The sequence below is a fragment of the Sporosarcina psychrophila genome (assembly GCF_001590685.1).
In the GTDB taxonomy this organism is placed as follows: domain Bacteria; phylum Bacillota; class Bacilli; order Bacillales_A; family Planococcaceae; genus Sporosarcina; species Sporosarcina psychrophila.
Map to the genome: position 1 here is coordinate 2,624,509 of NZ_CP014616.1, position 20,746 is coordinate 2,645,254.

Genomic DNA, 20,746 nt, shown 5'->3' on the forward strand with positions numbered 1-20,746 from the left:
TATTTCATCCAACAAGAATAGCACGCAAATTAATGCGTGCTATTGCAGTTCCTTGTACGCTTCTTCGACAAGATTGTCGAATGAAACATCGTCAAATGATGTCAAAGCATGATCTTCCGAAGTCAGGTGGAATAGAAACTCAATATTCCCTTCCCCGCCAGTGACAGGAGAATATGAAATTCCGCGAAGACTGAAACCTTCTTGTATAGATGCATCAGCGATTTTTCTTAAAACTTCAAGATGAATGGATTTTTCCCGGACAACACCTTTTTTCCCTACTTTTCCTTTTCCAGCCTCAAATTGAGGCTTTACAAGGACCATGACGTCGCCACCGTCTGCAAGAATGCGTTTTAAAGCAGGTAGGATAAGCGTCAATGAGATGAAGGATACGTCTATTGTTGCAAATTGAGGTATGCCCTCGGTGAAAAGTTCTGGTGTAGCGTGTCTAAAGTTTGTTCTTTCCATTACAGTTACGCGCGGATCCTGACGTATTTTCCATGCCAGCTGATTGTACCCAACATCAAGCGCGTAGCAATGTGACGCACCATTTTGAAGGGCACAATCTGTGAAACCGCCCGTTGACGACCCGATATCCAGCACAATTTTGCCGTTAACGTCAGCATCAAACTGCTCAAGCGCTTTTTCGAGCTTCAGGCCACCCCGACTGACATACTTCAGTTTCGAACCTTTGACTACAAGAGGTGCATCCGCAAAAATTTTTTCGCCTGGTTTATCGAGCCTTGTTTCAGCGGTAAAGATGATGCCCGCCATAATGGAGCGCTTTGCTTGTTCCCTTGTTTCAAAGAGACCACGCGCGACCAGGAGGACATCTACCCGCTCTTTCGGTATACGATTTGTCATACTTGTTCCCTTTCCACTGCTTGCATTTTAATAAATGATTCCATATTCTCAACTAGATGACCTGCAGTCATACCGATTTCTGCAAGTAGTTCGTCAACATTCCCATGTTCAATGAACTGATCTGGAATGCCCATCCGTCTAATTGGGGCAACGTTCTGAAGTGTATCATGTGCATATTCAAGTACAGCACTGCCGAAACCGCCAGCAAGAACCGCCTCTTCAACTGTTATAATCGGCATTCCTGTTGCGAAAATTGTATCTAACATTGCCGTATCAAGTGGCTTGATGAATCTTGCATTTATGACTTTTACATGAATCCCTTTAGCAAATAATATGTTGGCGGCTTCCAATGCCATCGGAATTGTTGTTCCAAATGTCAAGATGACGCCATCATGGCCTTCACGTAGTACTTCCCATGAGCCAATCGGGATTGGACGTAATGTTTCATCCATAGTTACCCCGAGTCCATTTCCTCTTGGATAACGCATTACTATAGGTCCTTCATCATAATCAATAGCCGTTTTCACCATATGCTGACCTTCGTTTTCATCTTTCGGCATCATAATAACCAGATTTGGCATGTGCCTTAAGAATGCAATATCGAAGACGCCCTGATGCGTTTCACCATCTGCGCCAACCAGCCCAGCACGGTCAATACCGATAAAGACGTTTAGGTTTTGTCTAGAGATATCATGAAGCATCTGATCGTAAGCTCGTTGCATAAATGTCGAATAAATTGCTAAGAACGGTTTCATCCCTTGCGTCGCAAGACCTGCTGCCATCGTCGTTGCATGCTGTTCAGCAATACCGACATCAAAGAATCGATCCGGGAATTCCGCTGCAAATGATTCTAATTTCGAACCGACAGGCATTGCCGGCGTTATTGCGACGATACGTCTATCAACTCGAGCAAGCTTTTGAACCGTACCTGCAACAAGTCCACTCCATGAAGGTGCCACTGAAGAAGATTTGACGAAATCACCTGTCTCGATTTTATAAGGTCCTGTGCCATGCCATGTACCGATTTTATCGTCTTCGGCCGGGCTATATCCCTTGCCTTTTTTCGTAATAACATGAAGCAAGACAGGTCCATCCATTTTCTTGGCGTATTGAATATTGCGTTCAAGATCATTGAAATCATGCCCGTCGATTGGTCCAAGGTATGTGAAGCCAAGTTCTTCGAAAAAGACACCCGAAACGAGAAGATATTTCAAACTATCTTTCACACGCTCCGCAGCAGCAGCAAGTTTACCGCCAACCGCCGGAATTTTTTTCAATATATATTCAAGTTCATCTTTTGCACTATTATATTTACCGGCAGTTCTTAACTTTCCAAGGACTGCATGAAGCGCACCGACATTTGGAGCAATTGACATCTCATTGTCATTCAAAATGACAATCATGTTGGTTTTTGCATGACCGATATGATTAAGTGCTTCAAGTGCCATACCACCTGTTAGCGCACCGTCTCCGATGACCGGTATTACATAGTTCGAATCTCCCTTGACATCTCGTGCAGCCGCCATTCCCATAGCCGCAGAAAGAGAGGTAGAACTGTGACCTGTTTCCCAGACGTCATGATCGCTTTCAATCATTTTGGGGAATCCGCATAAGCCTTTGAATTGCCTAAGCGTATCGAAATCACCAGCACGACCTGTTAAAATTTTATGGACATATGCCTGGTGGCCGACATCCCAAATGATTTTATCATCAGGACTATCAAAATGACGATGCAAAGCAATTGTCAATTCAACTACTCCAAGATTAGGCCCTATATGACCACCAGTAACTGATAACTTTCCAATAAGAAATTTCCGAATTTCTTCTGCTAATTCCACCATCTGATCCCTATTGAGTTTTTTAATAAAAGATGGATTAGTAATTTCTGTGAGTTCCATCATTATCACACACCTTCACATATTAATTGCCACGGATAATTCTGAACTGCATACATTATATCAATAAGGACGATCAGCACAACAATTTAGTTCGCTTTACGACTCTCGTTCGACGATATAATCCGCGAATAACCCTAGAAGCGGATGCTCCGCTTCCAAAAAAGCAAGAGATTCTCTTGCGGATTGGTGATGTTCTGCCAGACGTGCCATTGCACCCTCTAGACCAAGCAGTGATGGGTACGTGGACTTCTCACTTAACGCATCGCTTCCTGCAGTCTTTCCAAGTTCTTCAGTCGTAGACGTAATATCTAAAATATCGTCCTGTATTTGAAATGCGAGTCCAATATGGTAAGCAAAGTCTTTCAACTTTGCAGACTTTTCTTCATCTAAAGCGGCTAATATGGCACCAGCACCAATACAAAATGACAATAAAGCCCCTGTTTTATTTACATGTATTGTTTCAAGCTCCGATAAAGACACGCTTTTTGTCTCGCCTTCAATATCAAGCATTTGTCCGCCGACCATTCCTGTCGCTCCAGAAGCGTCCGATAGTAAACGGATGATTCGAATAGTGTCTTGTGCGGATGTATCTGATAAGTGAGTTAAACTTCCAAATGCCAGCGTCTGTAGAGCATCTCCTGCAAGTACAGCAACCCCTTCCCCATACACGATATGGTTCGTCGGTTTACCGCGCCTAAAATTATCATCATCCATACATGGCAAATCATCGTGAATGAGGGAATACGTGTGCAGCAATTCAGCAGCACAAGCTACCGTCAAAGCATCTTTAGATTCCACGCCAAGATCTTCGAGCGTGGCTAGAACGAGGAGAGGTCGGATCCTTTTTCCACCGGCATTGATTGAATAGGCCATCGAGGATTTCAATGTTTCAGATACATTCGTAGCCGCAAGCAAGCTATTCAATTTGGCATCGATAATAGGTAATTTTTTTGTGATAAATTGTTGTAATTCATTATGCATTCGACTCAGAACCTTTCGCAGGATCGAATTCTGCCTTATTGCCATCTTTGTCGATAATGGAAATGAGTTGTTTTTCAGCATCCTGTAATTTCCCGTGGCAATAAGCGGATAGTTCCATCCCTTTTTTGTAAAGTGTAATTGCATCCTCAAGTGGTACGTCCCCTGTTTCAAGCTTTTGGACAACTTCCTCTAAGTTAAGCATCGCTTCTTCAAAGCGGATTGGCTCTTTTCCCAATTAAATTTCCTCCCCTTCATGCAATGTAATCTTTTGGACCATCGCTTCTACGGTTCCATCTTGCAAGCGTATTTGAATGTTTCCACCAACCTCAAGCGATTTGGTAGAATTAGCAACTTCGTTGTTCTGATAAACAATCGAATAGCCGCGCTCCATAATAGTAAGTGGGTTAAGTGCCTTTAGCATACGAACAGATGCATGGAAACGATCACTTTGTATGCGAACGTCTTGATGAACTCCCCTAGTCAAACGTTCCGTGAGTGCCACTGTATTCCTGTGACCTTCTTTGATTCGCTGTTCAGGTGAGAAAGTGGACAGCATACTATTTAACCTTTGGTATTGGGATAGCCGGTGGCCTGTAATATCTTGTCCGCTTCGTAAGAGTCTGCCCTCAAGTCCAATCAATCTATCAGTGAACGGACGATAAAGACGCTCGGGAAATTGAAGTGGATAGGATGTTTGTAAGCTTATAAGATGTTTGCGTTCATTTTTTATCTGATTGGAAAGTGAATTATAAATAGCACGTTTCCGGTCCAATAGCCTTTCAAACAACTCGTCACGTGCAGGAACGGCCATTTCAGCTGCAGCTGTCGGAGTAGGTGCCCTTCTGTCCGAGACAAAATCGGCAATTGTCGTGTCGGTTTCATGCCCGACAGCGCTGATAACCGGAAGTCGGCAAGAAAAGATTGCTCGTGCTACCGACTCTTCATTGAACGCCCACAGGTCTTCTATAGAACCCCCGCCGCGTCCAACGATGAGAACATCGATGGAACCATATGTATCTGCCTGTTCAATTGATTTGACAATGGAAGGTGCGGCTTGCGGTCCCTGAACAATCGCAGGAAACAAAATGATTTCTGCAAGTGGATAACGTCTTTCAATTGTTGAACAGATATCTTGAATTGCGGCACCTGATTGCGCCGTAACTACACCGATTTTAGTTGGAAACAAAGGTAGCGGTCTTTTCCAACGCGCATCGAACAATCCTTCTTTCCCCAGACTCTCTTTCAATTGTTCAAACGCGAGATAAAGCGCACCGATACCATCAGGTTGCATTGATTGGACATATAATTGATAGTTTCCGCTCGTTTCAAAAACTGTTACATCGCCTGTAATCAGTACGTTCATGCCATTTTCAGGCTTGAATTTAAGACTTGATGCGCTAGAACGGAACATCGCTGACTGGATCCTACTTTTTTCATCTTTCAAGGTGAAGTATATATGTCCGCTCGGATGACTTTTAACGTTCGACAGTTCCCCTTTAACAAATACATTACGTAAATGGGGATCTGCATCGAACTTCCGTTTAATGTATTTCGTTAATGCTTGTACAGACAAGTGTGGGTGTCCGGCCAACAGTCCCGCCTCCCGTTTCTTGACGTATAGAAACGCTGTCTTTTCAATGAAAAACAGCGTCCGTCCGGTTTTTTATAGTTGTTGTGAACATCTTCCCTCTGCAGAAGCCTGTTCTGCACTATGAAGTGTGTTTTTCAGTAACATCGTAATTGTCATCGGACCTACCCCACCTGGAACCGGTGTAATAGCTGAAGCTTTCGTTTTTGCCGATTCGAAATCGACGTCTCCGCATAATTTACCATTTTCATCGCGGTTCATACCAACATCTATAACGACAGCGCCTTCTTTAATGTGCTCATCTGTGATGAACTTTGTCTTGCCTATTGCGACAATGAGAATATCAGCCTGTTTCGTAAATGAAGCTAAATCCTTGGTTTTAGAATGACAGTATGTGACTGTCGCATCGCGCTGTAAAAGCAATTGACCCATCGGTTTTCCGACAATGTTACTGCGTCCAACGATAACAGCATGCTTACCGCTGATTTCAGTATCTGTTCGTTCGAGGAGTTTGATGATACCGTATGGCGTGCATGATAGAAATGCTTTTTGACCAATAATCATTTTCCCAACATTTTCAGGATGGAATCCATCTACATCTTTTGTCGGGTCAATTGCACTGATGACTAGGTTTTCGTCAATATGGTCGGGTAACGGAAGCTGAACCAGAATACCATGAATTGAATCATCATTATTCAGCCGTGTGACATGATCGAGTAACTCCTTTTCGGATACTGTGACTGGAAGTTCAATCAGTTCCGATTTCATGCCCACTTCCGAACTTGATTTCTGCTTGTTCCTAACATATGTACGGGAAGCCTGATTCTCACCAACCAGAACGACCGCAAGCCCCGGCTGACAACCGTGCTCTTTCAAAGCAGTTACTCTTTCCTTGATTTCGTCTCTGATCTCTTGCCCGATTACTTTTCCATCAATCAGTTTTCCAGTCATCATGATACCTCCAAATGGTTTCAATTATTTTTCTTCAAACTTGGATAGTACACCGTTCACAAAACGGCCTGATTTTTCATCGCCGAATATTTTACATAGCTCGATTGCCTCATTCAAGACCACTCTATGTGGTACTTCCTCATTGAACAGCAATTCATAAACTGCGATTCTCAAAACAGTCCGCTCAATTTTCGGAAGTCGGTCCAATGACCAGTGTTCCAGTTTTCCTGTGAGGACCTCATCTATTGCTTCTTTATTTTGCACAGTTCCCCGTACAAGCTGTTCATAAAAACGATTTGCTGGTTCTTCAACAATGTAGTTAATTGCTTCATCTACACTCAATTCTGTATTATCAAGTTGAAAAAGGGTTTGTACTGCTTTTTCACGTGCTTCTCTTCGTTTCATCTTCTTATTCTCCTCCACTACCATATCTCTAGGGCATTATCATAGCATAAACAGGTTGCCGGATACAGTAAGACAAGTTGAAAAGCATCATCCGGCTGGACGATGCTTTTCAGATCATTCCGTTTCCGCTCCAGCCTCAAACTGGATCCCTGTAATATGGACATTGACTTCTTTCGTTTCAAGGGAAGTCATGTGGAAAATTGCATGACGAATTTGCTTTTGGATATCCACGGCAATGGCAGGTACAGAATAGCCGTATTCGACAACGCAATATACGTCAATCGTCAGACCCTCTTCAGACCATTCCGTTTTGACCCCTTTCCCATGGTTCACTTTACCGAACTTTTCCGCAACTCCAGTGGCAAAGTTTCCTCTTGTATTCGCGACGCCTTTTACTTCCGTCGTCGCAATTCCGATAATCACTTCAAGAACTTCGGGAGCAAGCTGGACACGTCCGAGCTCACCATCCCCCGCCGGAGCCATCCCGACGAATGTTGGAATTGTTTTATCAGTCATTCCAAGTCCCCTCCCTTTCAGTTCATAATCGTGTATCTTTCAAGAAATTTCGTATCGAAATCTCCTGATTTGAAGACTTCATTATCCATAAGCTTCAAGTGGAACGGGATAGTTGTTTCGACACCCTCAATGATAAATTCATCAAGTGCACGTTTCATCCTAGCTACCGCTTCTTCCCTTGTATCTGCATGAACAATTAGTTTCGCAACCATCGAATCGTAAAACGGCGGGATTGAATAGCCAGTATACATGGCAGAATCTACCCGAACACCAAAGCCGCCTGGAGGCATGTACATAGTTACTTTCCCCGGTGAAGGCATAAAGTTTTTCGACGGATTTTCTGCGTTGATGCGGCATTCGATTGACCAACCATTGATTTTAATATCTTCTTGGCGATAGGCAAGTTTTTCACCTGACGCAATTTTCAGTTGCTGTTGAACCAAATCAATTCCTGTAATCATCTCTGTAATCGTGTGTTCTACTTGGATTCGCGTATTCATTTCCATGAAGTAGAATTTTTGATTGATATGATCGAAAATGAATTCAACTGTTCCAGCACCCTCGTAATTGACAGCTTCTGCCGCTTTGACCGCCGCGTCACCTACTGCTAATCTCAGTTCAGGTGTCAGAGCTGGTGATGGCCCTTCTTCAACAAGCTTTTGCATTCTGCGCTGAATCGAACAATCACGTTCTCCTAAATGAATTGTATTACCATATTTATCAGCAAGTATTTGAACTTCGATATGGCGGAACACTTCAATAAACTTCTCAATGTAGACTCCAGGATTGCCGAAAGCAGCAGCAGCCTCTTTTTGAGTGATTTTGATTCCATTGATTAATTCTTCAGCGTCCCTTGCAACACGAATTCCTTTACCGCCGCCGCCTGCTGTAGCTTTGATGATAACTGGAAAACCGATTTCTTCAGCGATTCGGAGACCATCTTGTTCATCAGCAACGATTCCAGTAGAACCTGGAACAATTGGCACACCTGCTTCTCGCATTGTTTCACGTGCTACGTCTTTCGTACCCATCCGTGAAATATTGTCCGAAGTAGGTCCAATAAATTCAATGTTAACCTCTTCACATAGTTCGGCGAAACTCGCATTTTCCGCCAGGAAACCATATCCCGGATGAATTCCATCGCAACCAGTTAGTTTTGCAACACTGATGATATTTGAAAAATTTAGGTAGCTGTCTTTAGATAATTTTGGACCGACGCAATAAGCTTCATCTGCTAATTCGACATGAAGAGCTTCCTGATCAGCTTCTGAATAAACCGCGACTGTTTTCATACCAAGTTCTTTACAAGCCCTGATAATACGTACGGCAATTTCACCGCGATTAGCTATTAAAACCTTCTTCATTTTTCATTCCTCCTTAATTAGCTCTTACAAGGAAGAGAGGTTGTCCGTATTCAACGAGCTGACCGTCTTTTACGAGAATCTCAACGATTTCCCCTGAAACTTCCGCTTCAATTTCATTGAATAGCTTCATTGCTTCTACGATGCACACGATAGCTTCCGATTTCACGCTATCACCTTTTTGTACATAAGCTGGTACATCAGGGGACGATGCTGAATAGAATGTTCCAACCATCGGTGATGTAATTTTGTGCAGCGATGGGTCTTCCACTTGTACTTCAACAACGGGTACAACTGGTGTTACCTGTTGAGGAGCAATTACTTCTTCTGTTCTCTGAACTTGCTCAGCAGAAACTCCCTGTTGAACAGATTGTTCTTGTTCGACAACTGTTGTAGCTACTGCAGCTTGTGCCGCACTACCTTTTTTTAATACGAGTTTTGCACCATCTGATTCATAAGTGAATTTTTCAATTGAAGATTGATCAATTAGTTTAATAATTTCACGGATTTCTTGAATTTTTAGCATGATCGATTCTCCTGACTCCATTATAATTATGTTCTTTAACTATTTTAGCTGTTTTCGTCCCATATTGAAATAGATAATGGTTATTTACATTAAAGTTTGCTGTTAAAGAACAAAAGCATAGGCGTATGTTTAGCCCCGATATGTAGGAGGGATGCAGTTCAGTCTCACCCGGAAGGCCAGTAGGCAAAGGCCTAAAGTGACAGAGGAAGGCAGTTTAATTCCGCGACATCCTGTTGCAATAGCTGCATGACCCACGTCGTGTGGGCCAAGGGATAGGCGCTGGAGTCTAGACGTAAAATCTCTACGTTACAACTTCTCCACAGTACGAGATTTTATTATCTCCTCTATAATAAAAAAAAGACCCTATTTAGGGCCTTCATTTTCCATATTCATTCCATGTCACCAGTAAAAGTAATATTCACTGCTTTTGCGTCTTTCCAGCTCGTCATGACGTAATGAGTAATCTCTTCCGCCATTTTAGATGAATGGCCTTCGTTGGAAAGGACAGTAATTTTCACTGCACCGTCTTCATTGTAGACAAATGCTTCAGGATATCCCATTGCTTTAATTTGTAATTCCATTAGCGCCTCAGCCGATTCGCGTTTAGTCAGCTGACCCATCTCTTCGTACACCTTGTTTTTTTCTTCGGCTGTATCAGACGTTAATATTTTAGACAACAATTGCTCCCCAATTTTGCTTCGTTCATCACGGATCTGCATTCGCATTTCTTCGAACACAACTGCTTCTGCGAAGACTGGTTGTGTTTTTTCTGCATCATTCGAGTTTTCGACCAGTTGTACAGCGCTTTCTGAGTCTTTGAAAATGTTGATCCCATCGAACGGCATTGGTGATTTTTCCTTGATGTAATAGATGGAAATGACTGCAACTAGACTGAGCAATGTTAAAAACCATACTGTTCTTTTATTCGTTCTCATTAGTGTTCCCCCTATTATTCATTTTAGCGATGACAATTCGATGTTCGGGCAGCTGGAGGACGGTTGACAGGATCTTCGATAGTTCGTTTTGAATTTTGAAGTCTTCCGCACCTTCCGCAACGACAAGAACGCCTTGTAGCTCACTTCCCTTTTTAGCCGATGCAGTGGACGTTGAAAAGTAATCGGTTAGCTGATTAGTAGACTCCCTATTTTCATAATGGAAATATAACGAAATTTCCCCGATCCCTTCAATTTTCATCAGCGACTCTTGTAGTGCTGCAAATTCCCCGCTCTCCTCCTTCTTTCCCTTCTCCCCCCCGATGACTCCAAGACTAGAATTGATGAAAATGATGACCAGGAGAACAATCGTCCCGAGGAGGATCGTATGGGTTTTCCTTGTTGGTTTGTGCATATTATCACCATTTCCACTCATTGTGCCGCTTGTACGACCTGTCATCAATGAATCATTTTATGCAGTTTCATAGAAGGCTATGACCAAAAATCTTGAAGAATGATTGAATCATCCAAATGCCCATAGCAAGTTTAACAATTGGCAGGAAATTTTCTTCTGTTTCATTTGGAAATAACAACAGAATTGTTGAAGCCAAAAGGGTGATAAGAAGAACACCTATTAAAAAAGACTCCATTCCACGCCTCATTTCATCGTAGTAATCAACTTCACAAGGATTATTGAAAAAAGTGCAGTATAGATAAACGCAAAAGCTATTAAAAAAGAAACAGCACATAACACAAATAACGTTCTACCAATATCGTCCAAAATTCCAGTTATATCTTCATTCGCAAATGGTTCAATGAGTGCTGCGGTCCATCTGTAGAAAAACGCGGTAAGGAGTGTTTTAAACGACGGAATGAGTGCAACAGTCCAAATTGCCGATATAAGCCAACCTCCAGCGAAAACACTCGCCCCCGACGAATATCGACCCATCGTTCCCATGCTTTCGGTCATAAATGAACCAATAAGAGGGACGTTTTGACGTATCAGCTCTTTAATAGGTTCGCTCGCTAGCCCAGTGAGCGCCCAAGTCATCGTGCCTCCCACGGTTATAAAAATGGAGTAAGCTGCAACGACGGCCGAAACCGTTCCCAGAAGGGTCGTCCGAATTAAATCTGCCATTTTAGTAAACGGAACGGCCGGTAGTATCCTAGATACAAGATCTAAGATAAGTGCAGCTGTTAAAAGTGGTATCAGTACTTTCTCCGTGAGGACAATTGCACCATTTGCAAATAACAGCATTGCAGGCTGAAAGTTCAGCATACTGAATGCTCCACCCGCAGCAACCATGCTGGCAGTCAATATCGGATAAATAGAAATGAACATCATCGATATCGAGTTTGCAATATCACGAATGAGAGTTAGATGATCAAATGCGGGTTGCAATACAACCGTTACAACAATAAATATCAAAATCATCCTCGTCCATTTTGCAAACGATGGGAACAAAAAATCTACCAACAATGCCATAAAAGTTGCAATGATGATAATGACAAAGCTTGACAATACGGTTCCGAGTATCGATTCTAAAAAAGAAATCATGGATGCCCCGCCTGTTCATTTTGTAATGAGTTTTGAAAGGATTTCGATTAATGCGGACGTCTGCTGCATCCACAAAGTCAGTATGACAATTTTTACAGCGAAATGAGCTACTGCGGCAAGTGAGCCGTATCCTGCCTCTTCGATATGTTTTGCGATGAGCTCAGAGACATAAAACAGAATGGCACTGCCGATTAATAATTTTGCAAATGGATCTGGTAATGGTTCAAACAAAGCGACAAAATATTTTCCGAACGGAAAGACGATTGTATTAAGCAGGTGGAAGAGAAAATAGAAAAAAATAGATGCATACAAAATTGGTTGCAATTTAGGTACAGTAAATGAAATGAGGAGGAGAATAAGGAAGACAACAATTAACTGAATTAAGGTTAACATCAGACTGACATCGACAACCACTGGAAAAACTCCGTGATTTCAGTGAAGAAAATCTTCAGGAAGCGGAGCATTTCAGCAGTGATATAGATATAAGCGATGAAAAAAAGAAAAAAGGAAAACTCTTTCCTGCCAGTTTGTTCGAAAAAGATATGCAGAAAACCGATGACTAATCCGATACCGGCAACGCGTAGCAAATCATTTAGTTCCATCCGGTATTCCCCCCATTGCACTATCCTATGTGCAGAGGAACTGTCATATGCAAAAAAACACCTTGCATCCCGATTTGGAATGCAAGGTGTTTTTTGAGTTTTAACAAAGTAAGTTGGCAAAAAGAACGATTCTTCCTTATGCGCGAGAAACGTATTCAGATTCCACTGTGTTGATGATAAGTTTATCTCCGATGTTAACGAAGAATGGCACTTGTACAACAACGCCAGTTTCCATTTTAGCTGGTTTAGAACCACCGCTCGCTGTATCGCCTTTAATACCCGGCTCAGTTTCTGCAACTTCAAGGACAACTGTTACAGGTAGTTCAACACCAAGTACTTCATCTTTAAACAAGATAACATGAACTTCCATATTTTCTTTTAGGAACTTCAATTCGTCTTCAATCTGCTTCTCTGGAAGTTCAATCTGTTCGTACGATTCGTTATCCATAAAGACATGCTCGTCTCCATTTGCATACAAATATTGCATGCGGCGGTTATCAATTTGTGCTTTCGCCACTTTTTCTCCAGCACGGAACGTTTTTTCATTGACGTTGCCTGAACGTAAGTTACGCAGTTTCGAACGAACGAACGCCGCGCCTTTACCTGGTTTAACGTGTTGGAAATCCATTACGCGCCAAATATCCCCGTCAAATTCGATTGTTAATCCTGTTTTAAAGTCGTTTACTGAAATCAAGATGATTCCTCCAATTAATAATAGATTATAAGATAAGTAGTTCTTTTGTTGAATGTGTTAAACGTTCGTTACCATTTTGTGTCATAATGATATCGTCCTCGATACGGACACCGCCGATTCCAGGCAGATAGATACCTGGCTCAACAGTGACAACCATATTTGGCTCAAGTATCGTTCCAGAACGGAAAGATAATGCCGGTCCTTCGTGCACTTCAAGACCGATACCATGTCCCGTTGAATGACCAAATGCTTCACCGTAGCCTTTAGATATGATGTAATCGCGTGCAATTGCATCCGCTTCTATTCCGGTCATTCCCGGTTTAATCTCTTTTAAAGCAAGTTCTTGTGCTGCAAGAGTCACTGCGTAAATCTCTTTCAGTTTATCAGAAGGTTCACCGACAGCGACAGTACGCGTAATGTCAGAAATATACCCTTCATACAATGCGCCGAAATCGAGCGTAATAAGATCTCCTGATTCGATTACTTTGTCCGTTGCAACTCCGTGTGGAAGTGCTCCGCGTAAACCAGATGCCACGATAATTGAGAAGGAAGATGAAGTTGCCCCTTGTTTACGCATCGCAAACTCAAGTTCATTTGAGACTTCTAATTCCGTCACGCCCGGCTTGATAAATTTACAAATATGCGTGAATGCATCATCTGCAATTTTAGCTGCTTTTTTCAAAATAGCTAGCTCATCTTCTGTTTTCACCATCCGCAGTTTTTCGACGAGTCCCGAAACAGGTTTTAGCTCCGCTTCGACTTTTCCATTATATAATTCGTAAAGACCAAATGACATATCATCTTTTTCGAAACCGATTGTCCGAAGCTTCATGTTTTTCGCTTGCTCGGCCACTTCTTCAATGATGGTAGTCGTATGCTGAACGATACGGAAGCCATTGATTTCTCGTTCCGCCTGTTCAGTATAACGGAAATCTGTAATGAACACTGCATCGTCAGACGAGATAAGAGCAAGTCCTGCTGTCCCCGTGAAGCCAGTCATGTAACGACGGTTGTACGAGTTCGTAACGAGTAGTGCATCAATGCCATTTTCTGTTAACAGCTCACGTAGTTTTGTCAATTTCACAGTTTCATACCCCTTTTCCCCGGAGAAGGAAAGCGTGGAAGGCGAGTTCATATCCGTCCGTGCCGAATCCAGCTAACTGGCCGATACAGACTGGCGCAATAACGGATGTCTCTCTGAACGGTTCACGGCTATGTATGTTCGAAATATGAATTTCGATGACAGGTACATCAACAGACGCGACAGCATCACGCAGAGCGATACTATAATGCGTAAACGCACCTGGATTGAAGACAATACCATCCAAGCCAGCGTCTTCTGCTTCATGGATTCGGTCGATTAAAGCACCTTCCCAGTTAGATTGGAAGAATGATAGTTCAACACCATGTAACAAAGCCACTTTGTCTAATTTACGTTCAACGTCTTCCAATGTTTCTGCGCCATAAATACCCGGCTCTCTCTTTCCGAGCCTGTTAAGATTGGGTCCGTTCAGAATTAGTAACTTCATCGCCACACCATTCCCCTCACCGTTGTCTATCCCATTTTATCATATCGTTCTTTTGTAGCAACTCATTTTACACTTTCATCCGAAAGTTTCTTCATAAAAACGGCCGTTCCAGTAATAAACCTGAAAACAATTGCCATAACGGCAAAATATGGGAGTGATATGGATTTTATAGCTTCTAAAGGCGTTTTCGGTGAGCCAATCGTCCATTCGACTGCAAAAACAACGATAATTCCGATGATTAAGGCTGTAATAGATGGAGGAATTGACGTTGTGAATGAAACCGCAAAATAAACAATAATATATAACAATACTAGCGCTACAAAAAGCAAAGCCCATTTGATTGTGAAATGTGCCGAAGCGAACAACTGCCACTTTTTTGCCCAGCCAACAGGCGACCAGCTTATAAAATTAAATGACTGCAAAAATTTTAGTGCTATTGTAGTGAAAATGGCGCCAATTAGCGCGGTCCATATTAATGTTTTATTAATCATGAAAATCCCTCCTATACAAAGTGTCGGGAGGTTCAGAACATTTTAAACATCATTGTGGAGTGTATGGCTGTTTTTTAGTATAATGAATTATAGGATTTAGTTGATATAAAAGAAAGCGTGGGTAAATGTATGGGAAAAGAACAACAACCTCCCGCTTACGGGGGACAAGCACTTGTCGAAGGGGTAATGTTCGGCGGTAAAAATCATACTGTGGCGGCAATTAGACGGAAGGACGATACAATCGATTACTTCCATCTGCCTAAAGAAAAGAATAGTGTCCGGATGAAACTGAAAAAAATCCCATTTGTTGGGGGGATAGTTGCATTAATCGAATCCGCTGGCGTCGGATCGCGGCATTTAACATTTTCAAGCGAACGGTACGATGTAATGCCGGGAGAAGAAATAGAAAAGGAAGAAGAGACTTCAAAATTAGCGATGGTTCTTGGTGTCGCTGCGGTCGGAGTATTATCTCTGCTTTTCGGGAAATTTGTTTTCACACTTATCCCAGTTTTTCTTGCACAAGCATTGCAGTTTGTTGCTCCCGGGAAAACTGCCCAAATTTTACTTGAAAGTTTGTTCAAACTTATTTTGTTACTGACGTATGTTTCCCTCATCTCGATGACTCCCCTTATTAAACGGGTATTCCAATATCACGGGGCTGAGCATAAAGTAATCAACGCTTATGAAAACAAATTGCCCATGACAGTCGAAAATGTTCAGGCACAGTCAAGACTTCATTTCCGTTGCGGCAGTAGTTTCATGCTATTCACTGTAATTGTTGGGATGTTTGTCTACTTCCTCGTGCCGACCGACCCATTTTGGTTACGCATTGTGAACCGGATTCTTCTTATTCCGGTTGTGCTTGGTATTTCTTTCGAGGTTTTACAATTAACAAACTCACTTCGTAACGTTCCAGTACTGAAATATTTAGGTTATCCTGGATTGTGGCTTCAGTTATTGACGACAAAAGATCCGGATGACAAGCAAGTAGAAGTTGCAATTGCTTCATTCGAAAGATTGTTAGAGATTGAAGAGCATGGCGCTGTGGCTATGGAAGTTGTAACGAAGAGCGATTCTGAAACAGAAACAGAAACTGTTCCTGTAACTTAAGAAAAGCGGAAGCTGCCAATTATGGCTACTTCCGCTTTTTCATTTAATTAGGTATTATTTCTTAAATGTCCAGTCGTCATTTGCATATTTAGTACGTTCAATTTCGAAGACATATTGGAGCTGTTGCTCTGTTAATTCCATAGGTTCCAGTTCCATATCGAGCGCTAATTCAAATCCTTTTGAAAACGCGTCCGCACATTCGCTAACCGTCACTGGACGGTCAACCAATCTATCGATCGCTACCGCTTTCTCAGGCAAGCTTGTACGCATTTGTTCACGCTGCACTTCTGACTTGAATGTAAAAAGGGAAACGAGCTTATCAACATCCAGACTTAGAAGTATCGCACCGTGCTGCAAAATGACACCTTTCTGTCTCGTCTGCGCACTGCCAGCCACTTTCTTTCCTTCAACAACAAGTTCATACCAACTAGGCGCATCAAAACACACGGCGCTTTTTGGTTTTTTTAAATCATCGCTCTGTTGCGCCGTTTGGGGCACTGAAAATGTTGCATCCAGCCCAAGATTACGGAACCCTTCAAGCACACCACCCGAAATAACACGGTATGCTTCCGTAACCGTTTCAGGCATATTCGGATAACTTTCACTGACAATTACGCTGTATGTAAGTTCATGTTCATGGAGAACGCCTCTTCCTCCAGTAGGTCGCCTGACGAAACCAAGCCCATGTTTTTTCACTTCATCCAAATTTATTTCTTTTTCAACACTTTGAAAATAACCAATCGACAGTGTCGCCGGCTCCCATTCATAAAATCGAAGCACTGGACCAATTTCCCCTTTACTATGCCATTCCAGCAATGCTTCGTCGAGCGCCATGTTGAACGAAGCGCGGCATTTCCCTGAATTAATGAAGTGCCAAACCTTTTTCCCCATCCGAATTCCCCCCCTTCACAACGACTATCATTTTAACATTCCCATCAACACTTAGGCTATCTATTTTCATCATCTAAGATCAAAACACCATCCGTCATGTTATATACCTTGTCACAATAGCCAACTAAACGGGTATCATGCGTGACCACAATAGTCGTAGTGTTCTTATTCTTAGTTTCATTTTTCAACAGTTCCATCACTTCATAGGCACGATCTGAGTCTAGGGAAGCCGTTGGTTCATCAGCTAAAATAATAGATGGATTACTATAAAGTGCTTTGGCAATTGCCACTCGCTGACGTTCACCACCGGACAAATCAGCTGGATATTTAGAACGCAAGTCGCCAATTCCCAAGTCTTCATAGAGTTCTTCGAGTTGTTTTTTTGTCATATTGTCTTTTTTCACTTGATCCAACAGTTTTAATTGATTTGCGACAGTTAGGAATGGGACAAGATTAGACGCCTGTAAAATGAATCCAATTTCCTTCAGCCGAATTTTTGACCGTTCCTTTTCATTTAAATCCGCAAGATTCTTATCGTTAATTATTACATCTCCTGAAGTAGGCGTAAGAAGCCCGCCCACAATCGTAAGGAATGTGCTTTTGCCCGAACCTGAAGGACCGATAATTGCGATAAGTTCTCCTCTTTCTGCAATGAAGTCAGTTGCCTTCATTGCTTCAACTTGTTTATGACCGCTGCCAAATGTTTTTTTCACTTGAATTAATTCTAAAACTGCCATCATTTATCCTCCTATCGCTTTCAATGGATCGATTCGCACAATTGTAAGGACCGAGAACAATGCGCCCAATATCGCAACGGCAATCAGAATCAGTCCATAGATGAGCATACTTACAAGGTCAAATGCAACAGGCACCGCACTTGGTAAAAATGCTCCCGTAATTAACGCGAATCCAAAACCTATGGCTACACCAATTGCCGACAATAGGAATGTCTGTGCAACGACTGAGCGAGACAGATACCTATTCGAGATGCCTTGTGCTTTCATAACACCAAACATACTTATCTTCTGGACTGTCAATACGTACAAGAAAATTGCTACGATGACCGCCGAAATAACAAACAAGAAATAGATCATGAAATTCAACGTCAAATTCTGTTCTGTATAACCAGGTAAACTCCGTATGAAAGTTTCAATCTCAATAGCTTCGAGTGAATCATCCCGAATGAGACCTGAAGTATCCCCAGTTCGGACAACAATTCCATTTATGCTTTCCTTATTCGCCTCAGCCGCTTCTCCAAACTTGACCCGTTGGAAAGTGGTAAGGTCACTATAAAGTACTGGAGCTGCATTAAATCGCGCTTTGTCTGTGAATCCGACAATTGTTAAAACTTCATCGGAGGAAGATAGTTGCAATTCATCGCCTACTTTAAATCCTTCTTCCTTTAATGCATCACTCGCGACCACTTCGTTACTGCCTGCAAATACTTCTCCTTCCGTAACCTTTGGCATTATGAATTCATCTTTATTTATCCCAAAAATAGAGACGTTGCTCTTCTGATCTCCATTTCCTGCGATAGCATTTATTTGACCAATTACAGCAATTTCCTTTGTATCGATATTATCCACATCAGCCAGTTTAAGAGATGATTGATTCATACTTTTGTCTGATTCCTCAGTCAAAATGATTGATGTCGCTTCCCATTTGTCGACGGATTCTCGATTCATATTTTCCAAGCCATTTGCGAGACCTGATAGAAAGAATACTAAATATGAAACGAGCATTAATATTCCTATGATTAATGTAAATCGCAATTTATTCTTTTTAATTTCATTCCAAGCTAAAAACATTGTCTCACATCCATTCTTTTTATATAGTAATATACCATAAATCGGCTTACACTTCGTTTCATACAATTTTACAAGTTCTATCTCCTGTGAGGAAGACCAATCTAGTCTAACTTGTTTCTCAATTTAGGATATGTATACGGATCAACCGACAGCATAGATAGTCGTAATTTAGCTTGTTCGGACAGTAACACTTCTTCCATAATACAGTTTCTATATGCATATTGCAGATTTAAACCCTATCCCGTAACCTTTTCCCCTTTGAATAGTCAGAGCGTAAACAACTATTTCTTTTAAAAAGGATTCCAATCTATTATAAATACACGAAAAATTAGCCCTAAAAAATGAGCGCACCGATATTCACCTTATCGGCACGAGTGCAATCGACTATGCAACTAAGAATTTTTTTGGCAATCCTATTGATCAAAAATAAGGCACCGGCTTGTTTAGCCGGCACCCGCTATTCATAATTCAATCATTTGCGGTTCTTCACCATTGTTATTCATTAAGCGTATTGAATCGGGTAAAACTTTCAAAATGATGAGATTCGGATCTTCTGGACCACTAAACCATGATGCCATATGCTTATTCCAAACCTTCTCTTTAAAGCTTTCATCGTCTGAAATAGTGACAGTCCCTTCAATTTCTAGATAGTCATCTCCAATACCTTTTCCATCGTAGCCGATTAATATGTGCGTATATGGATTATTTTCAAGTTCATCCACTTTCTGCGTTTTTTTCGATGTTGCGGTGTATAGTATAAATTCATCACTGAAAAACGTCATGTATCTTGTATGGGGCTTATTCTGTTGAATAGTCGCCATCGTACCCACGAAGCTTTCTTTTAGGATTTTCAGCGCTGTTTTTTTTGCATTCATAATGATCTACTCCCTTTTTTCAACATTATTGTAGTTTGCCTCACTAATTAAGAAGCTAAACACAGTTTGTGTACATGGAAAAATTTAAAAGGAATGATGGCATGATTTTAACAAAGACAGGATTGAAAAATGCTATTTTATACGGATTACTCTCCGGTTTAGTTTTAGCAACATTTTTGAAAGGCGTTGAACTAATTACTCACTTAACAGTTTACACACTGTTATTAAACGTCGATTATATTCCTTATATCAACACGTTCGCTTTTCCAGAACTAATTGAAGTAGGTTTTCACCTACTCGTCTCAATCGCTTTAGCAATTTGTTTGTATCTGTTGTTTGTTCACCTAAAAATATCTTCCCGAAAGCAAATCATAGTTACGGCTACTACTGTCTGCCTCATTATCGGTATCGCCCTTTTTCCTACAACAACCTTTTCAGACAAAACACCAGACTTCAGGAGTTTTCCTTCTTTTTCATACTGGATGGCTGGGCATATTATTTATGGTTATATATTAGGTTATTTACTAGCTAAGTCGAAGGACAACTAAGTACCTTACTCACTCCGCTCTCTTCTAGTGAAAAAGTATCTTGCCACTTTTACTTCCTGCGATAACACCACATGACCGAAATCCGAATTATAAAAGGAGGGATTAACCAGTAAAAGTTCAAACTTTTGATCATAATGGCTTTTTAACCGACATCAAAAAAGAGCTTGCCCATTGAACAAGTGCTGTTCAATCTTTATAATGAAAAGGTAGAGAGAAAGGGGAAAGTTGTTTTGAATTATATATTTTTAGGAGCCGTCGCTCTCATCGTAATCATTTATTTCGTTGTGACGATGCTACGTCTGCGTAAAGCCGTTACAAACTTGACGCAGGAGCAATTTATCGAAGGGTATCGGAAAGCACAACTGATTGATGTACGTGAGGCAAAAGATTATGATGCCGGTCATATTTTAGGTGCGCGCAATATCCCTTATTCTCAGTTCCGTCAACGGTTTAAAGAGATCCGTTCAGACAAGCCCGTTTATTTGTACGATCAAAATGGCGGAAAAAGTGCACGTGGAGCATTATTCTTAAAGAAAAAAGACTATCAACAACTGTTTCACCTGCAAGGCGGTTTCCGTCAATGGACAGGTAAAGTGAAAAGTAAATAAAACAGAAACTTCT

Annotated in this window: 27 protein-coding genes; 3 read left to right on the top strand and 24 right to left on the bottom strand. The window is 41.6% G+C overall.

Going from position 1 to position 20,746, the window contains the following annotated elements:
- Positions 1-39: 39 nt before the first annotated feature.
- The 20 genes from AZE41_RS12460 to AZE41_RS12550 form a co-directional block, all read right to left on the bottom strand.
- Positions 40-861 (bottom strand): TlyA family RNA methyltransferase, encoded by an 822-nt coding sequence (locus tag AZE41_RS12460; RefSeq protein WP_067209882.1) that lies wholly within the window; start codon positions 859-861, stop codon positions 40-42.
- Positions 858-2,759 (bottom strand): 1-deoxy-D-xylulose-5-phosphate synthase, encoded by a 1,902-nt coding sequence (gene dxs, locus AZE41_RS12465; protein WP_067213960.1) that lies wholly within the window; start codon positions 2,757-2,759, stop codon positions 858-860. Before dxs ends, AZE41_RS12460 begins: the two co-directional genes overlap by 4 nt.
- Positions 2,760-2,855: 96 nt before the next feature.
- Positions 2,856-3,740: a polyprenyl synthetase family protein gene (locus AZE41_RS12470; RefSeq protein ID WP_067209885.1), complete on the bottom strand. Its 885-nt coding sequence runs from the start codon at positions 3,738-3,740 to the stop codon at positions 2,856-2,858.
- Positions 3,733-3,975 carry an exodeoxyribonuclease VII small subunit gene (locus AZE41_RS12475; RefSeq protein ID WP_082786596.1) on the bottom strand — a complete coding sequence of 81 codons (243 nt, stop codon included), beginning with the start codon at positions 3,973-3,975 and terminating at the stop codon, positions 3,733-3,735. Before AZE41_RS12475 ends, AZE41_RS12470 begins: the two co-directional genes overlap by 8 nt.
- Positions 3,976-5,331, bottom strand: a complete 1,356-nt coding sequence (gene xseA, locus AZE41_RS12480) for an exodeoxyribonuclease VII large subunit (RefSeq protein ID WP_067209886.1) — start codon at positions 5,329-5,331, stop codon at positions 3,976-3,978.
- Positions 5,332-5,403: 72 nt separating this feature from the next.
- Positions 5,404-6,279, bottom strand: a complete 876-nt coding sequence (folD, locus tag AZE41_RS12485) for a bifunctional methylenetetrahydrofolate dehydrogenase/methenyltetrahydrofolate cyclohydrolase FolD (protein WP_067209889.1) — start codon at positions 6,277-6,279, stop codon at positions 5,404-5,406.
- 24 nt (positions 6,280-6,303) lie between these two features.
- On the bottom strand, positions 6,304-6,684 hold the full coding sequence (gene nusB / locus AZE41_RS12490; protein ID WP_067209891.1) for a transcription antitermination factor NusB: 381 nt from the start codon (positions 6,682-6,684) through the stop codon (positions 6,304-6,306).
- A gap of 114 nt (positions 6,685-6,798) precedes the next feature.
- On the bottom strand, positions 6,799-7,200 hold the full coding sequence (locus AZE41_RS12495) for an Asp23/Gls24 family envelope stress response protein (RefSeq protein WP_067209894.1): 402 nt from the start codon (positions 7,198-7,200) through the stop codon (positions 6,799-6,801).
- Between the two features lie 17 nt (positions 7,201-7,217).
- Positions 7,218-8,564, bottom strand: a complete 1,347-nt coding sequence (gene accC / locus AZE41_RS12500; protein ID WP_067209897.1) for an acetyl-CoA carboxylase biotin carboxylase subunit — start codon at positions 8,562-8,564, stop codon at positions 7,218-7,220.
- Positions 8,565-8,577: 13 nt separating this feature from the next.
- Positions 8,578-9,087, bottom strand: a complete 510-nt coding sequence (gene accB / locus AZE41_RS12505; RefSeq protein WP_067209900.1) for an acetyl-CoA carboxylase biotin carboxyl carrier protein — start codon at positions 9,085-9,087, stop codon at positions 8,578-8,580.
- A gap of 389 nt (positions 9,088-9,476) precedes the next feature.
- Positions 9,477-10,022 (bottom strand): SpoIIIAH-like family protein, encoded by a 546-nt coding sequence (locus tag AZE41_RS12510; protein WP_067209902.1) that lies wholly within the window; start codon positions 10,020-10,022, stop codon positions 9,477-9,479.
- Positions 10,009-10,479, bottom strand: a complete 471-nt coding sequence (locus AZE41_RS12515; RefSeq protein ID WP_067209905.1) for a hypothetical protein — start codon at positions 10,477-10,479, stop codon at positions 10,009-10,011. Before AZE41_RS12515 ends, AZE41_RS12510 begins: the two co-directional genes overlap by 14 nt.
- A 22-nt stretch (positions 10,480-10,501) precedes the next feature.
- Positions 10,502-10,669, bottom strand: a complete 168-nt coding sequence (locus AZE41_RS22775) for a hypothetical protein (protein WP_156476043.1) — start codon at positions 10,667-10,669, stop codon at positions 10,502-10,504.
- 8 nt (positions 10,670-10,677) lie between these two features.
- Positions 10,678-11,577 carry a stage III sporulation protein AE gene (locus tag AZE41_RS12520; RefSeq protein WP_067209908.1) on the bottom strand — a complete coding sequence of 300 codons (900 nt, stop codon included), beginning with the start codon at positions 11,575-11,577 and terminating at the stop codon, positions 10,678-10,680.
- A 15-nt stretch (positions 11,578-11,592) separates the two neighbouring features.
- Positions 11,593-11,991, bottom strand: a complete 399-nt coding sequence (locus tag AZE41_RS12525; RefSeq protein WP_156476044.1) for a SpoIIIAC/SpoIIIAD family protein — start codon at positions 11,989-11,991, stop codon at positions 11,593-11,595.
- Positions 11,970-12,179 carry a SpoIIIAC/SpoIIIAD family protein gene (locus tag AZE41_RS12530; RefSeq protein ID WP_067209912.1) on the bottom strand — a complete coding sequence of 70 codons (210 nt, stop codon included), beginning with the start codon at positions 12,177-12,179 and terminating at the stop codon, positions 11,970-11,972. The genes AZE41_RS12525 and AZE41_RS12530 overlap by 22 nt, the downstream gene beginning before the upstream one ends.
- A 136-nt stretch (positions 12,180-12,315) precedes the next feature.
- Positions 12,316-12,873 carry an elongation factor P gene (gene efp, locus AZE41_RS12535; RefSeq protein WP_067209913.1) on the bottom strand — a complete coding sequence of 186 codons (558 nt, stop codon included), beginning with the start codon at positions 12,871-12,873 and terminating at the stop codon, positions 12,316-12,318.
- A 25-nt stretch (positions 12,874-12,898) separates the two neighbouring features.
- The gene (locus AZE41_RS12540; protein WP_269465602.1) at positions 12,899-14,008 is read right to left on the bottom strand and encodes a M24 family metallopeptidase; all 1,110 of its coding nucleotides are present in this window, start codon (positions 14,006-14,008) and stop codon (positions 12,899-12,901) included.
- Positions 13,962-14,402, bottom strand: coding sequence for a type II 3-dehydroquinate dehydratase (gene aroQ, locus AZE41_RS12545; RefSeq protein WP_067209918.1), 441 nt, complete (start codon positions 14,400-14,402; stop codon positions 13,962-13,964). Before aroQ ends, AZE41_RS12540 begins: the two co-directional genes overlap by 47 nt.
- Positions 14,403-14,464: 62 nt before the next feature.
- Positions 14,465-14,893, bottom strand: coding sequence for a hypothetical protein (locus AZE41_RS12550; protein WP_067209921.1), 429 nt, complete (start codon positions 14,891-14,893; stop codon positions 14,465-14,467).
- Positions 14,894-15,022: 129 nt separating this feature from the next.
- Between AZE41_RS12550 and AZE41_RS12555 the strand changes: the two genes are divergently transcribed.
- On the top strand, positions 15,023-16,003 hold the full coding sequence (locus AZE41_RS12555) for a DUF1385 domain-containing protein (RefSeq protein WP_067209924.1): 981 nt from the start codon (positions 15,023-15,025) through the stop codon (positions 16,001-16,003).
- 54 nt (positions 16,004-16,057) lie between these two features.
- Here the strand turns inward: AZE41_RS12555 and AZE41_RS12560 are convergent, their stop codons facing one another.
- From AZE41_RS12560 to AZE41_RS12575, 4 genes are all read right to left on the bottom strand, one after another.
- Entirely contained in the window at positions 16,058-16,894 is an 837-nt protein-coding gene (locus tag AZE41_RS12560) for a lipoate--protein ligase family protein (RefSeq protein ID WP_067209926.1), read from the bottom strand.
- A gap of 56 nt (positions 16,895-16,950) precedes the next feature.
- Positions 16,951-17,631 (bottom strand): ABC transporter ATP-binding protein, encoded by a 681-nt coding sequence (locus AZE41_RS12565; protein ID WP_067209928.1) that lies wholly within the window; start codon positions 17,629-17,631, stop codon positions 16,951-16,953.
- A gap of 3 nt (positions 17,632-17,634) precedes the next feature.
- On the bottom strand, positions 17,635-18,702 hold the full coding sequence (locus AZE41_RS12570; RefSeq protein WP_067209931.1) for an ABC transporter permease: 1,068 nt from the start codon (positions 18,700-18,702) through the stop codon (positions 17,635-17,637).
- Between the two features lie 461 nt (positions 18,703-19,163).
- Positions 19,164-19,577, bottom strand: coding sequence for a pyridoxamine 5'-phosphate oxidase family protein (locus AZE41_RS12575; protein ID WP_067209933.1), 414 nt, complete (start codon positions 19,575-19,577; stop codon positions 19,164-19,166).
- Between the two features lie 101 nt (positions 19,578-19,678).
- Between AZE41_RS12575 and AZE41_RS12580 the strand changes: the two genes are divergently transcribed.
- Positions 19,679-20,125: a hypothetical protein gene (locus tag AZE41_RS12580; protein WP_197485316.1), complete on the top strand. Its 447-nt coding sequence runs from the start codon at positions 19,679-19,681 to the stop codon at positions 20,123-20,125.
- 290 nt (positions 20,126-20,415) lie between these two features.
- Positions 20,416-20,733, top strand: a complete 318-nt coding sequence (locus tag AZE41_RS12585; RefSeq protein WP_187047903.1) for a rhodanese-like domain-containing protein — start codon at positions 20,416-20,418, stop codon at positions 20,731-20,733.
- The last annotated feature ends 13 nt before the right edge of the window (positions 20,734-20,746 follow it).